Origin of the sequence: Caproiciproducens sp. CPB-2, assembly GCF_036287215.1 — a bacterium.
In the GTDB taxonomy this organism is placed as follows: Bacteria; Bacillota; Clostridia; order Oscillospirales; family Acutalibacteraceae; genus Caproiciproducens.
The window spans coordinates 1747499-1760705 of sequence record NZ_CP142860.1 but is presented as its reverse complement, the minus strand read 5'-3'; the positions used below and the strand labels follow the sequence as shown (position 1 = coordinate 1760705).

14 protein-coding genes are annotated in these 13207 nt (G+C 50.9%); all 14 read right to left on the bottom strand.

All coding sequences use genetic code 11. The features are described from left to right. Nucleotides 1-12: 12 nt before the first annotated feature. Nucleotides 13-750 (bottom strand): Stp1/IreP family PP2C-type Ser/Thr phosphatase, encoded by a 738-nt coding sequence (locus VXK30_RS08770; RefSeq protein WP_275715777.1) that lies wholly within the window; start codon nt 748-750, stop codon nt 13-15. After that, nucleotides 731-1762, bottom strand: coding sequence for a 23S rRNA (adenine(2503)-C(2))-methyltransferase RlmN (gene rlmN, locus VXK30_RS08765; RefSeq protein WP_275715971.1), 1032 nt, complete (start codon nt 1760-1762; stop codon nt 731-733). Before rlmN ends, VXK30_RS08770 begins: the two co-directional genes overlap by 20 nt. 20 nt (nt 1763-1782) lie before the next feature. Further along, the gene (gene rsmB / locus VXK30_RS08760) at nt 1783-3135 is read right to left on the bottom strand and encodes a 16S rRNA (cytosine(967)-C(5))-methyltransferase RsmB (RefSeq protein ID WP_275715775.1); all 1353 of its coding nucleotides are present in this window, start codon (nt 3133-3135) and stop codon (nt 1783-1785) included. Beyond that, nucleotides 3135-3839 carry a zinc metallopeptidase gene (locus tag VXK30_RS08755; RefSeq protein WP_275715969.1) on the bottom strand — a complete coding sequence of 235 codons (705 nt, stop codon included), beginning with the start codon at nt 3837-3839 and terminating at the stop codon, nt 3135-3137. The genes rsmB and VXK30_RS08755 overlap by 1 nt, the downstream gene beginning before the upstream one ends. 29 nt (nt 3840-3868) lie before the next feature. After that, nucleotides 3869-4795, bottom strand: coding sequence for a methionyl-tRNA formyltransferase (gene fmt / locus VXK30_RS08750; protein WP_275715773.1), 927 nt, complete (start codon nt 4793-4795; stop codon nt 3869-3871). Between the two features lie 17 nt (nt 4796-4812). Continuing rightward, nucleotides 4813-5286 (bottom strand): peptide deformylase, encoded by a 474-nt coding sequence (gene def, locus VXK30_RS08745; protein WP_275715771.1) that lies wholly within the window; start codon nt 5284-5286, stop codon nt 4813-4815. 15 nt (nt 5287-5301) lie between these two features. Next, nucleotides 5302-7755 carry a replication restart helicase PriA gene (priA, locus tag VXK30_RS08740; RefSeq protein ID WP_275715769.1) on the bottom strand — a complete coding sequence of 818 codons (2454 nt, stop codon included), beginning with the start codon at nt 7753-7755 and terminating at the stop codon, nt 5302-5304. A gap of 16 nt (nt 7756-7771) precedes the next feature. Continuing rightward, a complete protein-coding gene (gene rpoZ, locus VXK30_RS08735) occupies nt 7772-7981 on the bottom strand; it encodes a DNA-directed RNA polymerase subunit omega (protein ID WP_275715767.1) in 210 nt (69 codons plus the stop codon). After that, on the bottom strand, nt 7974-8585 hold the full coding sequence (gene gmk, locus VXK30_RS08730; protein WP_275715765.1) for a guanylate kinase: 612 nt from the start codon (nt 8583-8585) through the stop codon (nt 7974-7976). The genes rpoZ and gmk overlap by 8 nt, the downstream gene beginning before the upstream one ends. Next, entirely contained in the window at nt 8575-8853 is a 279-nt protein-coding gene (remA, locus tag VXK30_RS08725; protein WP_219966407.1) for an extracellular matrix/biofilm regulator RemA, read from the bottom strand. Before remA ends, gmk begins: the two co-directional genes overlap by 11 nt. A gap of 32 nt (nt 8854-8885) precedes the next feature. Continuing rightward, a complete protein-coding gene (locus tag VXK30_RS08720; RefSeq protein WP_275715760.1) occupies nt 8886-9764 on the bottom strand; it encodes a YicC/YloC family endoribonuclease in 879 nt (292 codons plus the stop codon). 161 nt (nt 9765-9925) lie between these two features. Continuing rightward, the gene (locus tag VXK30_RS08715) at nt 9926-11326 is read right to left on the bottom strand and encodes an oxaloacetate decarboxylase subunit alpha (RefSeq protein ID WP_275715758.1); all 1401 of its coding nucleotides are present in this window, start codon (nt 11324-11326) and stop codon (nt 9926-9928) included. Between the two features lie 12 nt (nt 11327-11338). Further along, entirely contained in the window at nt 11339-11755 is a 417-nt protein-coding gene (locus tag VXK30_RS08710; RefSeq protein ID WP_275715756.1) for a biotin/lipoyl-containing protein, read from the bottom strand. 40 nt (nt 11756-11795) lie between these two features. Then, nucleotides 11796-13154, bottom strand: a complete 1359-nt coding sequence (locus tag VXK30_RS08705; protein ID WP_275715754.1) for an acyl-CoA carboxylase subunit beta — start codon at nt 13152-13154, stop codon at nt 11796-11798. Nucleotides 13155-13207: the final 53 nt, after the last annotated feature.

Sequence of the window (13207 nt, the reverse complement as noted above, 5' to 3'; positions counted from 1 at the left end):
AATCAACTCCTGTCAGCAGTAGTTTTCAATGATGACAACCGTAATGTTGTCACCGCCCCCACAGTCTTTCGCGAGCGTTACAAGCTTGTCTGTCAGGCTGTCGGCATCCATGGTTTTGGACAGCGCAAAAATCTGTTTGGCATCGATATAATTCGTAAGACCGTCCGTACAGATCAGAAGCATGCTGCCGGAACGAAACTCATTTTCGCAGTAATCAATTTGAATGGAAGGTTCGACACCCAGTGCACGGGTAATAATGTTTTTCTGGGGATGTATTTTTGCCTGCTGTTCCGTAATATCTCCATTATTAACCATTTCCTGTACCATGGAGTGATCCGTAGTCAGCTGCCGAATGTTATTTTCCGTTATTAAATACGCCCTGCTGTCCCCCGCATGGGCAATATGGGCAACCCCGCCCGAAACAATCACCGCAACTACGGTTGTTCCCATACCGGCAAGCTGGATATGGTTCATTGCTTCGTCATGGATAGCGAGATTGGCGTTGTGTATCGCCGCCATTATCAGATTCTTTACGGAACTGTCAGTCATACCTTCATGATAGGATGCGGCAATGCTTTCGGAAATTTTTTCTACCGCAATTTCACTCGCAATATTGCCTCCGTTGACACCGCCCATTCCGTCACAGACAACAGCCCACGCGGAATGTTCGGAAAAGGTGCCGCTTTTGCAGGCGTCCTGATTGGTTTGTCTGACAAGGCCAATATCACTTTTACTGAATACTCTCAACATTGGCCACCTCCTCTTTGTACCTGCGTCTGAGCTGTCCGCAGGAAGCATTGATATCCGAGCCGAGCGTCCTCCGGACGGTAACGGTAATTCCTTTATCCGAAAGGATACGGCTGAATTTTTGCAGTCGGTCGGCAGAGCTTTTTTTAAATCCGGCTCCGCTGACGTCATTGACAGGAATCAGATTGACATGGCTGAGTATCCCGCTGAGCCTTCCCGCAAGCTCCCTTGCGCAGGCGTCGCTGTCGTTCACCCCGTGAATCATGGCATACTCAAAAGAAATCCGGCGGCCCGTCATATCGACATAGTACCGGCACGCTTTCATCAGTTCCTCTATTCCCCATTTCCGGTTGACCGGCATGGTCCTGGAACGGATTTCGTCGTTTGGCGCGTGCAGGGAGACAGACAGGGTAAGCTGAAGCTTCTTTTCCGCAAGATCATAAATCTTATCCACAACGCCGCAGGTGGAAAGAGAAATGTGCCTCATCCCGATGTTCATTCCCTCATCGGAAGAAACCAGCTCAAGGAAACGAAGCACATTCTGATAGTTATCCAGCGGTTCTCCCATCCCCATCATCACAACATTGGATATCCGGATACCGGCATCCTTCTGGGCCGACTGAATCTGCGCAAGCATTTCGGAAGCCGTCAGGTTCCGTGAAAAACCGCTTTTCCCCGTTGCGCAGAACGCGCAGTTCATTTTGCAGCCGACCTGTGTGGAAATACAGATCGTATGACCGTGATGATAGTCCATCAGAACGCTTTCCACATATTCTCCGTCATTCAGGCGAAACAGATATTTTACGGTTTCATCCAAACGGGATTCCAGTTTTTTTTCTATCACAGCATTCGCTATGTAATATTTTTCCGACAGTACCTGCCGAAAGGCTTTCGACTGATCGGACATTTGTTCAAAATCTTCTGCTCCGCGATGCAGCCATCTATAAACCTGCAAAGCACGAAAAGCCGGTTGGCCGTCAGCGGCAAAATCGGCTTTGATTTCTTCGAGAGTCATTGATTTCAGATCCTGCAAGCTCAAGACATCCACTCCTGTTTTCTTCGAAAAGCCGCGATAAAGAAGCCGTCCGTCCCGTGAACGTGAGGCATCAGCGTCAGCTGGTTCCCCGGTTCCCCTTCGACGGCATGGCAAACCTGATCGGGCAGATTGAGAGGCAAAGGCTCAAAGTCATGGTTGTTCCGAAGGAATTTTTCCGACACCTCGCCGTTCTCTTTTGGGTTCAAAGTGCAGGTTGAATAAAATAAAGTCCCATTCGTCTTGACCAGTTTTGATGATTTACACAGAATAAGGTACTGCAAATCAGGCAAACTGTCAATAGCTGATGGTAATTTATACTTAATTTCCGGTTTTCTGCGAATGATTCCGAGACCGGAACACGGTACGTCACAAAGGACTTTATCCGCCGGGGCCAGATCGTCTTCCGCAACAGAAGCGTCCCGTACGGCGGCGCTGATCACAGAGAGCTTTAAACGCTGAGCCCCCTGCCGGATCAGGTTCACCTTTCCTTTATATTTGTCAAAAGCGAGAAGCTCGCCCTTGTTTTCCATGAGTTCGGCCATGGTAAAGGCTTTGCCTCCGGGCGCGGAGCACACGTCGATGACCCTCTCCCCGGGAAGCGGACGAAGTAGGAAGCAACAGAGCTGAGAAGAAAGATCCTGTATGTGAAACAGGCCCTCCCGGTAACCTTCGGATTGACTGATTGCGCCCGTCTGCTGCAACTCGACAGCCTGATCCAGCCATGTAATGGGGATGGCCTTTATACCTTCCGCATTCAGCTTTTCAATTAAGTTTTCCTCAGAAATACAAATATTATTCGTTCTGGCAAATACGGGCGGCTTTGAAAAAGTACTCTCCAGCAGACGGAGCGTACATTCTTCCCCATACGATTTCTGCCACAGAGAAATCAGCCATTGCGGGCACGAATATTGAATGCTTAGAGAGAACAACGAATCCTTTTCGGCATCCGGAATCTCTAAATTTTCAAGATTTCGGACCAGAGACCGAAGAACCGCGTTAATAAAGCCAGATGCCTTTACAGCATTGCTTTCTTTTGCAAGAATAACGGATTCGTTAACCGCTGCCGATTTTGGAATTTTTTCAAGATACAGAATCTGGTAGGCGCCCATGCGCAGGATCTCCAGCACCTGCGGAGAAAGCTTTTTAAGCGGCATTTTGGAAAACCGGCTGATGAAATAGTCCAGGGTGATCCGGCGTTCCAGCACTCCGTAAAAGATCGCAGAAGCAAGCGCTTTGTCGCGCGGTTCCAAAGAAAAGGAAGCCAGCGTTTTGTCCAGAACAATATTGGAATAGCCTTCGTTCACATCGACATGCAAAAGAGCGGCCAGTGCTGCGGCTCTTGCATCGTCCATCAATCTCTGCCCCTTCTGTTTCCGGCAAGTACAAGCAGTCTCAGCAGGGACATAATGGCGGTAAAGCTTGCAGCCAGATACGTCATCGCCGCCGCCCGCAGAACTTTTTTTGCGCCCTCCAGTTCATCGGGATACAAAATACCGGCTTCGTCCAGCGCGCGGATTGCCCGGAAGCTGGCGTTGAACTCGACGGGAAGCGTTGCGAGCTGGAACAATACAGCAAAGCTGTAAAGCGCAATCCCCAGATTCACAACAAAGTCGTACTGAACGGGCAAAACCAGTCCGACAATAATCAGCGGAACCGCGAGCCGGGACCCGAAATTCGTGATGGGGACCAGAACGGTGCGGATTTTGTTCGGCAGGTATCCCTGCGCGTGCTGAATCGCATGACCCGCTTCGTGAGCGGCCACACCAAGCGCCGCAATAGAAGTTGAAGCATAAACCTGGTCCGAAAGGCTGATCGTATTGTCCCGGGGATCAAAATGGTCGGTCAGGCTGCCGGAAATGCGCTGCACCTGTACGCCGGAGGCGCCGCCGAACTGCGCGACACTGGAAGCCGCCTGTGCTCCCGTCATGTTTCTTGCCGTTGAGATACGGGAATATTTTTCAAAAGTCGACTTTACCCGAAACTGTGCAATCATTGTCACAATCAGCGCGGGCACAATATATACGAAATATGTATAGTCAAAATAATAAAATCCCATACCCATGATCAATCCCTCCGTTATTTCCTTTATTTTACCATAAAATCTTCGCCGGTTGGATGCCCGCGAAGAAAATCTTTTCCATTCATTTTTTTCCCGCCTTCGTATTGAACTTCCAGAAGTTCAAGGGCGGTCTTTTCCCCACAGCAAACGACAAACGAGCCGCCCTCCGTCAGAATTTCGCCGGGCTTGCCTTTGTATTGGCCCGCCGGTCCGGTCCTGTGAATTTTTAAAAGCTTCCCGTGATAGGTCGTATTGGCCACAGGCCACGGGGAAAGCCCCCGGACCAGATTGTGGATCGTACCGGCCGGCTGATTCCAGTCAATACGGGAAAGCTCTTTTGTCAGCATGGAAGCATAGCAGGTGTTTTCCTCGCTCTGCGGAATGCGCTGAATCGTTCCGTCCTCTACTTTTTGAAGGGTTTTGACGATCAGATCCGCGCCCATCAGCGAAAGCCTGTCATGCAGTTCGCCGGAGGTTTCCTCCGGACCGATCTCCGTCCGGGCGGTCAGCAGCATGTCTCCGGTATCCAGCCCCTCCGACATATACATTGTGGTAACGCCGGTCATCTTTTCACCGTTGATCACGGACCATTGAATCGGGGCGGCTCCGCGGTATTTCGGCAAAAGGGACGCGTGAATATTGATGCAGCCGTAAGGAGGAATCTCCAGAACCTCTTTCGGCAGTATTTTCCCATAGGCGACGACAACGATCACGTCGGGGTTCAGATTCCGGATCGTTTCGGCGGCTTCGGCGGTGCGAAGCGTTTTCGGCTGGAAGACCTCAATATTTTTCCCGGCGGCCAGCATCTTGACCGGAGGCGGCGTAAGCGTATAGCCTCTCCCCTTCGGTTTATCGGGCTGCGTAAAAACAGCGCAGACGTCATGCCCCGCGTCAATCAGGCTTTTCAGGCACGGAACGGCAAATTCCGGCGTTCCCATAAATACAATGCGCATTGAATCACCCGCTTTTCTTATTTTAACTTCGCCAGCTCTTCATCACTCAGCATATGAATTACATGCGATTTAAACAGAATACCGTCCAGATGGTCGATCTCATGACACATCACCGTGGCAAGCAGTTCTTCCCCTTCTATTTCAAAGAATTCCCCTTTACGGTTCTGCGCGCGAACCTTCACATGCATCGGGCGTTTCGTAATGCCGTATTGCCCCGGGGCGGACAAACAGCCTTCCAGACATTCCTGCTCCCCGCTCTGTTCCAGAAAAACAGGATTGATCAGCTCAATTGGACCTTCGCCGATGTCGATAACAACGGCCCTTCTTAAAATTCCCACCTGCGGCGCGGCAAGGCCGACTCCGTCGGCGCTGTGCATGGTTTCCTGCATATCGTCCAGCAGGGTCGCGAGCTTTTTATCAAATTTATCTACCGGATGGGAGACTTTATTCAGGAACGGGTCTCCCTCTTTTATAATGTTTCGTATCGCCATAATTATACCTCCAAGTTACATAATACTGTCAGGGTTCATATCCGCAAATACCGATACCGAGGAAAATTCACGTACTCCCGCAAACTGAATCAGCAGGCGGGAGATCATTTCCCTGAATTTTGTACGATTGCGGCATTTAATGATCAATTTATATCTATATTTATTACTTACTTTCCCAATTAATGCCGGAGAGGGGTTCAGCACCCTCATCGGCTGCCCGGAATACTCGCTTTGCGCAAGAGTTGTCAGCATATTTAAAAAGGTTTTGCTGGCTTCCCGCACTTTCGCTTCCGTACCGCCCACAAAACCGACAACACAAATATCTGAAAAAGGAGGATAGAGCATCGCTTTTCGGATTGCAATTTCCCCTTCATAGTATTCCTGATAATCCTGCCTGGCGGCAAGCTTGATAATATCGTTTTCCGGGGTAAAGGTCTGAATAATCGCTTTCCCCGCAAACTGACCGCGGCCCGAACGGCCGACTACCTGTGTCAGAAGGTCGAACGCGCGCTCATAGCTTCTGAAATCGTCGCTGTAAAGCGTCTGATCGGCCGAAAGCACACCGACAAGCGTAACATTTTCAAAATCAAGCCCTTTTGCGACCATCTGCGTCCCGATGATAATGTCGTATTCTCCTTCGGCAAACTGCCGGAGCTTTTTCTCATAGGCAAACCGCGTCATCGTTGAGTCGGTGTCCAGCCTCAGTATACGCGCATCGGGCAAGAGCTCCTGCAGCTGCTGTTCGGCCCGCTGCGTGCCGTAACCGGTGAAGTGGACCTTATTTTCATGGCACTGGGGGCACTCTTTGATCAGCGGCATGGAATAGCCGCAGTAATGGCACATCAGGCGGTGATTGGCGGAGTGGTATGTCAGCGAAATGCTGCAGTTCGGACACGTCATTACATGGCCGCAGGCCTTGCAGGAAACGAACGTGTTATATCCCCTGCGGTTCAGCAGGATAATCGACTGACGACCGTTCTTCAGGTTCTCATCCAATGCCTGATGCAGAACCGAACTCAAAATCGTATTGTTTCCGCTTTCCACCTCCGCATTCATATCCACCACCGTTACTTCCGGAAGGACGGCATTGCCGTAGCGGGTGGAAAGCACATTGAAGCTGTAGTGCCCATTCTGTGCAAGATAATAGCTTTCAATGGACGGAGTGGCCGAGGACAGTACAAGCAGCGCCTTATGGTAAGCGCAGCGAAATTTTGCCACATCCCGCGCATGATAGCGCGGAGAAGATTCCGATTTATAGGTGTATTCCTGTTCCTCATCCAAAATAACGAGTCCCAGATTTTCAAACGGAGCAAAAACCGCCGAACGCGTCCCAACCGCGATCAGCGCTTCTCCGTTCCTGACTCTTTTCCATTCGTCCATGCGCTCCCCAAGGCTCAGTCCGCTGTGAAAGACGGCAACGTCCCTTCCGTAGCGCTGGTGAAACAAAGAGATCGTCTGAGGGGTGAGCGAAATCTCCGGTACCATCACAATCACGCCGCGGCCGTCCGATCTGACCGCATCGATCAGCTTCATAAAAACGGACGTTTTTCCGCTGCCGGTAACACCGTACAGCAAAGAAACGCCGCCGCTGCCGGAAGCGTATTGCCGGTATAAATTCGTGTATGCCTGCTGCTGCTCCGCAGAAAGGACGATATCTTCCGCGGGCCCGCCGTTCTGAATATGATCGTAGGGATTCCGATAAATTTCAATCTCGTAGTATTGCGCGAGTTCCTTTTTGACCAGCGCGTTCACAACCACAGGGGTAACACCCGCAAAATAACAGAGCTCCTTTAAAGAAGCGCTGCCGACGTCGCTGAGAAGATTGTAAACGCTTTTCTGCTTCAACGTCAGTTTATGCGGTTCCTGATTTTCGGTTAACCGCACCATTTTCTGCGAAGCGTCTCCCACCTGCCGGACTGTTCCGCTGCTCTTGACCAGTACGTTTGCCTTACAGAGCTTTTCGGGGACATTGGAATCACCGGAAAGCCCCAGCTCCTTTAAAAGCTTATCACGGCCGACGCCGGCGCCGGCATGGGAAAGATAGAGAACGATCTGTCTTTCAACTTCGTCCAAGCCGTCCATATCCAAAGAAGGAATGGGAACGGCAAGCGAATACTCCGTTCTGATTTTAAAGTTGATTCCCGTTGGCAAAAGCAGTTTGACGGCATCATAAAGCGTACAGAAATAATGCTCCTTCAGCCAGACAACAAGGCGAAGCGCCTCCCGGGAAAGGAGCGGAGCCGGGTCCAGAAGCTCCAAAACCGGCTTCAGTTTTTCCGCGCTGTCCCGATGGGTCAGAGCGAGGACCATTCCCTGCCGCTTGCTGTCGGCCCCGCCAAAAGGCACCATTACACGGCATCCCGGTTTCACCGCTGCGAGAAGCCCGGAGGGAACCGTGTAGTCAAAAGCTTTATCAAAATGATAAACGGTTTTATCTACCGCTACTTTCGCAATGGTAAAATCGGACATTTTATACCTCGCCGGATTATTCTTTGGAACGGCTGTCGGGCTCGACAATCCTGTATTTATTTTCCATCAATTCATGAACGGCCATATCAACCGGCTTTTCAATCAGGATTTCTCCCCTGTTTTCAGCATCGGCCGCAATTTCTCTCGCTCTTTTTGAAACAGCGATCACAAGGGAATAACGGCTTTGATTTGGTTTTACAATCAAATCTGCGGATGGTTTAAGCATGATTCAGTATCCTTTCAATTAAAAGATTATCTCTCTTTACCTTATGCTTTTCGGCACAAATAATATGAATAATTTCGTCGACCGCATGATCGACCGTATCGTTAATCACAGCGTAATCGTAGTGGACTGCTTCCAGGATTTCATTTCTGGCGGCGGCAAGCCTTTTTTGTACCGCTTCTTCGCTTTCCGTTCTGCGGTTCTTCAGCCGCTGCTCAAGCGCCGCGAGCGATGGAGGAAGGATAAAAACGCTGACGCTGTCGGGACACTTCTTTTTGATCTGGGACCCGCCCTGCACTTCGATTTCCAAAATGACATCATCCCCATTTGCAAGCCAATTATCAATCGGTTTGCGCGGAGTACCGTAAAAATTTTCGCAGTATTCCGCGCTTTCAATCATTTCGTCCTGTTGCGTCATTCTGATAAATTCATCTCTGTCCACAAAAAAATAATCTCTGCCGTGGACTTCTCCCTCACGGGGCTGACGGGTTGTGGCCGATACGGATAAGCGGATATTCGGATTCTTTTCCAGCAGCTTTTTCAGGATAGTATCTTTCCCCGCACCTGACGGACCGGAAAATACAATCAGAAGCCCCTTATTCTTCATCGTCTTCAAGCTCCTCATCGGTCAGGTCCTCTTCGCGGTCATTCAGCCTGTTGGCGACGGTTTCCGGCTGCACGGCGGACAGAATCACATGGTCGCTGTCCGTGATAATCACCGCTCTGGTCCGGCGGCCATAGGTTGCGTCGATCAAAGTGCCGCGCTCCTTCGCGTCCTGTATCACGCGTTTGATCGGAGCGGACTCCGGACTGACAATCGCAACAAGCCGGTTGGCGGAAACCATGTTGCCAAATCCGATATTAATAAGCTTCATAAAGATATCCCCCTCCATTGCCTTGGCAATGATTACTCTATATTTTGTATCTGTTCGCGGATTTTTTCAACCTCCGCTTTGATGTCCACAACCATGTACGCGATTTGGGAATCAATGCATTTGGAACCGATGGTATTCGCCTCACGGTTCATTTCCTGTACGATAAAATCCAGCTTACGGCCGATCGCCTCATTGGAATTCAGCATATTGGAGAACTGTTCAAAATGGCTGCGAAGCCGTACGGTTTCTTCAGAGACAGCGATCTTATCGGCAAAAATAGCAGTTTCGGTCAGGATTCTCTGTTCGTCGATATTGCTGTCGCTCAACAGCTCGGTCAGCTTCTGGGTCAGCTTCTGCTGATATTCGCTTACGGTCTGCGGAGAGCGCTCCTCAATTTTCCCGACCGTCTGCAAAATCGTTTCCGCACGCTGCAAAACATCCGCCTTTAAGCGTTCCCCCTCTATTTCCCTCATTTTCAGAAACGCAGTTAACGCCCGGTCGGTAACCTGCCGGACGGAATCCCAAATGATCTGCTCGTCTTCGGGCGCTTTATGAACGGTGAAGATATCGGAATATCTTGAAACGGTCCCCACGGAAATATCGTCCCGCAGATTGTACCGCTGCGCAAGCTCCCGCAGCGCATTCACATATCCCGCTGCCAAAGAATGGTTGACCAGCACCTGGGCATCCGTATTCTCCATGGTCTCAATGGAAGCATAAACGTCGATTTTTCCTCTGGAAATTTTGCTTTGCAGGTATGATTTCAATTTCTCATCCAAAAAGCCGTATCCGCGGGTGATTCGGGATGAAAATTCAAAATATCTGTGATTCACGGATTTAATCTCAACGATAATGTCCCTTCCGCTGATCATCTCTTCGCATCTTCCAAAGCCCGTCATGCTTTTAATCACGCAGTATCATCTCAATTCACTTTCAATTTATCGTGCAGGGCTCTCTTCCATTTTGAACAAAGAGCATTATTAATAATAATATCAGTTTTCCATAGGAATTGTCAACTATAGCAAAACAATTCAGCCCCAATTCTGGGGCTGAATTGATCGGGAAATGGATATTAGACTGGGTGAACCATTTTTTCGGCATCCGCGTGCTTTCCGTCAATACCGTATTTTTTCTCCGCGCGTTTCTTGAAGAAGTCGGTAGCGACCTTCGGGAACTGGGCATAGGAAAGGACGTCTTCCTCCTGCTCCGTCCACTGGGCGCACTCTTTGCGGAGGGATTCGAGTTCGGGCTGCAACAGGTCGGCCGGGCGGCATGTAACTCTCGGCGTGTCGCCGATAATCTTCTTCGCAAACTCGTCGTCGACCGGCAAAGGAGTGGAGCCGTATTTTCCGGCCACCAGATCCTTGAATTCATTCGTACACATTTTGTAACGCTCGCCGGTAATGATATTGTACACAGCCTGCGTACCGACGATCTGGGACGTAGGCGTAACCAGCGGCGGATAGCCGGAATCCTTGCGGACACGCGGGACTTCCTGAAGAACCTCCTCCAGTTTGTCTGCCTTGCCGGCCTGCTTCAGCTGTGAAAGCAGGTTGGACAGCATTCCGCCCGGCACCTGATAAATCAGGGCCTTCGTGTTTGTCGCCAGCATGCTGGGGTCAAGCAGACCGCTCTTGATGTACTTTGCCCTCAGGGTCATGAAATATTCCCTGATTTCGTTGAGCAGAACCAAATCCAGGCCGGTATCGTATTCCGTTCCCTTGAGCGCCGCCACCATGGACTCCGTCGGAGTGTGAGAGGTTCCCAGCGCCATAGGAGACATGGCCGTGTCAAGCAGATCGGCGCCGGCTTCCACGGCCTTCAGCTCACACATGGAAGCAAGGCCGGAGGTATAATGCGTATGCAGCTGAACCGGGATTTTGACCACGGATTTGATGGCTTTGACAAGGTCGTAGGTCTCGTAAGGCGTTAAAAGAGCGGCCATATCTTTAATGCAGATGGAATCCGCTCCGGTTTCCTCGATCCTCTTCGCATAGTCAATATAATATTCATGCGTAAAAACCGGGCCGGTCGTATAGGAAATAGCGACCTGTGCGTGAGCGCCCTCTTTTTTGGCAGCCTTGATGGCGACATTCAAATTCTTGATATCATTCAGGGCGTCAAAAATTCTGATAATATCAATGCCGTTCGCTACGGAACGCTGGACAAAATATTCCAGTACATCGTCGGCGTAATGACGGTAGCCAAGCATATTCTGTCCTCTGAAAAGCATCTGCAGCTTTGTGTTCGGGCAATTTTTGCGCAGGGTCCTCAATCTTTCCCACGGATCCTCATTCAGGAAGCGGAGACAGGCGTCGAAGGTGGCGCCGCCCCAGCATTCCAGGGAATGGTACCCGACCTTGTCGAGCTTATCGAGGATGGGCAGCATGTCTTCAATGGGCATTCTGGTTGCAATCAAAGACTGGTGAGCATCGCGCAGAATCGTTTCGGTAATTCCAATTTTTTTAGCCATGATAATGCCCCCTTACTGGAGGGAAACAAGAGGAGTGCCGGAATCAACACTGTCCCCTTTGTTTACATGAACCGCCGCGACAGCAGCGTCGTGCGGAGCCATAATCTCATTCTCCATCTTCATCGCTTCTAAAACAAGCAGGACATCGCCCTTTTTCACAGTCTGGCCCGCAGTTACGTTAACGGAAACGATCGTGCCCGGCATCGGGGAGGAAATCAGTTCCGCATCGGCCGGAACAGCCGCCTTCGGAGCGAGAGCCGGCGCCGGCACAGGTGCAGCGGGCGCACTTGCCGGAGCAGGAGCGGGGGCCGCGGCCTTGGCAGCCGGTGCGGCGGGCGCGGAAGCCGCAGCTCCAGGAGCAGAACCGCTTACTTCTTCAACCTGAACATCATAAACAGTGCCGTTGACGGTTATTTTAAGGTTTTTCATATGTTTGACCTCCTAAATAATTCAAATGGATCTGCGGTGACTATATTTGAATGTTGCTGTGTTTCTTGGGAAGACCGGAAACTCTTTTGCCCGATATCATCTGCAGGGCGGCAATCACGCGGATTCTTGTTTCTTCCGGAAGAATAATGTCTTCCACAAATCCGTGGGCGGCGGCGCCAAACGGAGACGCTTCCGTCGTTTTGTATTCTTCAATCAACCGCTTACGGTCCTCAACAGGATCGGCGGAACCCGCCAGACGGTCATTCCAAAGAAATACGGCCGCAGTTTCCGGTGCAAGAGGAGAAACTACCGCGTTCGGCCACGCCATGGTGTAATCGGCATTGGCTCCGCGTCCGGCCGCCGCAACGTAAACCGGACCGTAAGCCGAGCCGGTAATGACGGTGACTTTTCCGGTCGTTGCTTCCGAATAGCAGCTGGACAGCTTGGAAGCCTCCGGCAGGGAAGTGAATTTTTCAGCGTTTACAAAGGTGACGACCGGCAGCGAAAACGCATCGCAGAATCTTACAAAGCGCGCCGCCTTTGCGCAGGCATCCGCATTTAGCACGCCGGTCAGGGCAACGACGCCCGTGGTTGAGCCGTCAATCTCGGACAGTCCCGTAACAGCGGCTTTGCCGTATTTTTCACTGAGCTCCAGGAAGCTGTCGTCATCGCAAACCGCCGAAAGAATGGAATGGATGTCGGAGTCATCGGTCAGGTCGGCCGTGTCGGCGGAGCCCTGCATATCCAAGACCGGGGCCCCGGAAAGATTATTGGAAGGCAAAAGGGTAATCAGCTTGCGTACGGAAGAAATCGCGTCCTGCTCGCCACCGGCAACAAGATGGCAAACGCCCAGCTCCGCGGCCTCATCTGCGGAACCGTGTTCCCCGTTTGTATCGATGGTCAGCTCGCCCTTATCCGACATCACCACAATATCGGCGCTGGCGGCGATCATAGCGGATGTACCGATGCAGGGACCCAGCACGAGTGAAATCTGAGGAACAACGCCCGAAAGATTATTGGCGGTCAACAGAATGTCGCCGTAAGCCGCCAGCATATTGCCGCCCTCTTTCAGCCGGCCGCCGATAGAATCGTAGATCCCAACGACGGGAAGTCCTGTTTTAAGGGCGAGATTGTATAGCTTTTTGATTTTTGCAGCCTGTGCGCTCGACATGGCACCGCCCGCAACGTCGCTGTTCTGGGCAAAAGCGTAAGCGGGTACGCCTTCAATTGTGCCATAACCCGCAACAACTTCCGTATAGTCTTCCCCTGACCTGGACAAGCTGTCGATTTCATTGAAGCTGCCTACGTCAAATAAAGTGCTGATACGTCGATAGCCTGTCGCATTTTTCGCCGTGTCACGGGCGGTATGCAGCCGTTCCGCACAATCGACCTTACTCATTTTCCATTCCTCCGTTTTATATTGAATTTTCATGTAAAAAAATTAACGAAATC

What these genes read in the sequence shown, in the direction of transcription:
- VXK30_RS08770 (WP_275715777.1), bottom strand. Translation starts at nt 750, where the DNA reads ATGTTGAGAGTATTCAGTAAAAGTGATATTGGCCTTGTCAGACAAACC.
- rlmN (WP_275715971.1), bottom strand. Translation starts at nt 1,762, where the DNA reads ATGACTCTCGAAGAAATCAAAGCCGATTTTGCCGCTGACGGCCAACCG.
- rsmB (WP_275715775.1), bottom strand. Translation starts at nt 3,135, where the DNA reads ATGGACGATGCAAGAGCCGCAGCACTGGCCGCTCTTTTGCATGTCGAT.
- VXK30_RS08755 (WP_275715969.1), bottom strand. Translation starts at nt 3,839, where the DNA reads ATGGGATTTTATTATTTTGACTATACATATTTCGTATATATTGTGCCC.
- fmt (WP_275715773.1), bottom strand. Translation starts at nt 4,795, where the DNA reads ATGCGCATTGTATTTATGGGAACGCCGGAATTTGCCGTTCCGTGCCTG.
- def (WP_275715771.1), bottom strand. Translation starts at nt 5,286, where the DNA reads ATGGCGATACGAAACATTATAAAAGAGGGAGACCCGTTCCTGAATAAA.
- priA (WP_275715769.1), bottom strand. Translation starts at nt 7,755, where the DNA reads ATGTCCGATTTTACCATTGCGAAAGTAGCGGTAGATAAAACCGTTTAT.
- rpoZ (WP_275715767.1), bottom strand. Translation starts at nt 7,981, where the DNA reads ATGCTTAAACCATCCGCAGATTTGATTGTAAAACCAAATCAAAGCCGT.
- gmk (WP_275715765.1), bottom strand. Translation starts at nt 8,585, where the DNA reads ATGAAGAATAAGGGGCTTCTGATTGTATTTTCCGGTCCGTCAGGTGCG.
- remA (WP_219966407.1), bottom strand. Translation starts at nt 8,853, where the DNA reads ATGAAGCTTATTAATATCGGATTTGGCAACATGGTTTCCGCCAACCGG.
- VXK30_RS08715 (WP_275715758.1), bottom strand. Translation starts at nt 11,326, where the DNA reads ATGGCTAAAAAAATTGGAATTACCGAAACGATTCTGCGCGATGCTCAC.
- VXK30_RS08710 (WP_275715756.1), bottom strand. Translation starts at nt 11,755, where the DNA reads ATGAAAAACCTTAAAATAACCGTCAACGGCACTGTTTATGATGTTCAG.
- VXK30_RS08705 (WP_275715754.1), bottom strand. Translation starts at nt 13,154, where the DNA reads ATGAGTAAGGTCGATTGTGCGGAACGGCTGCATACCGCCCGTGACACG.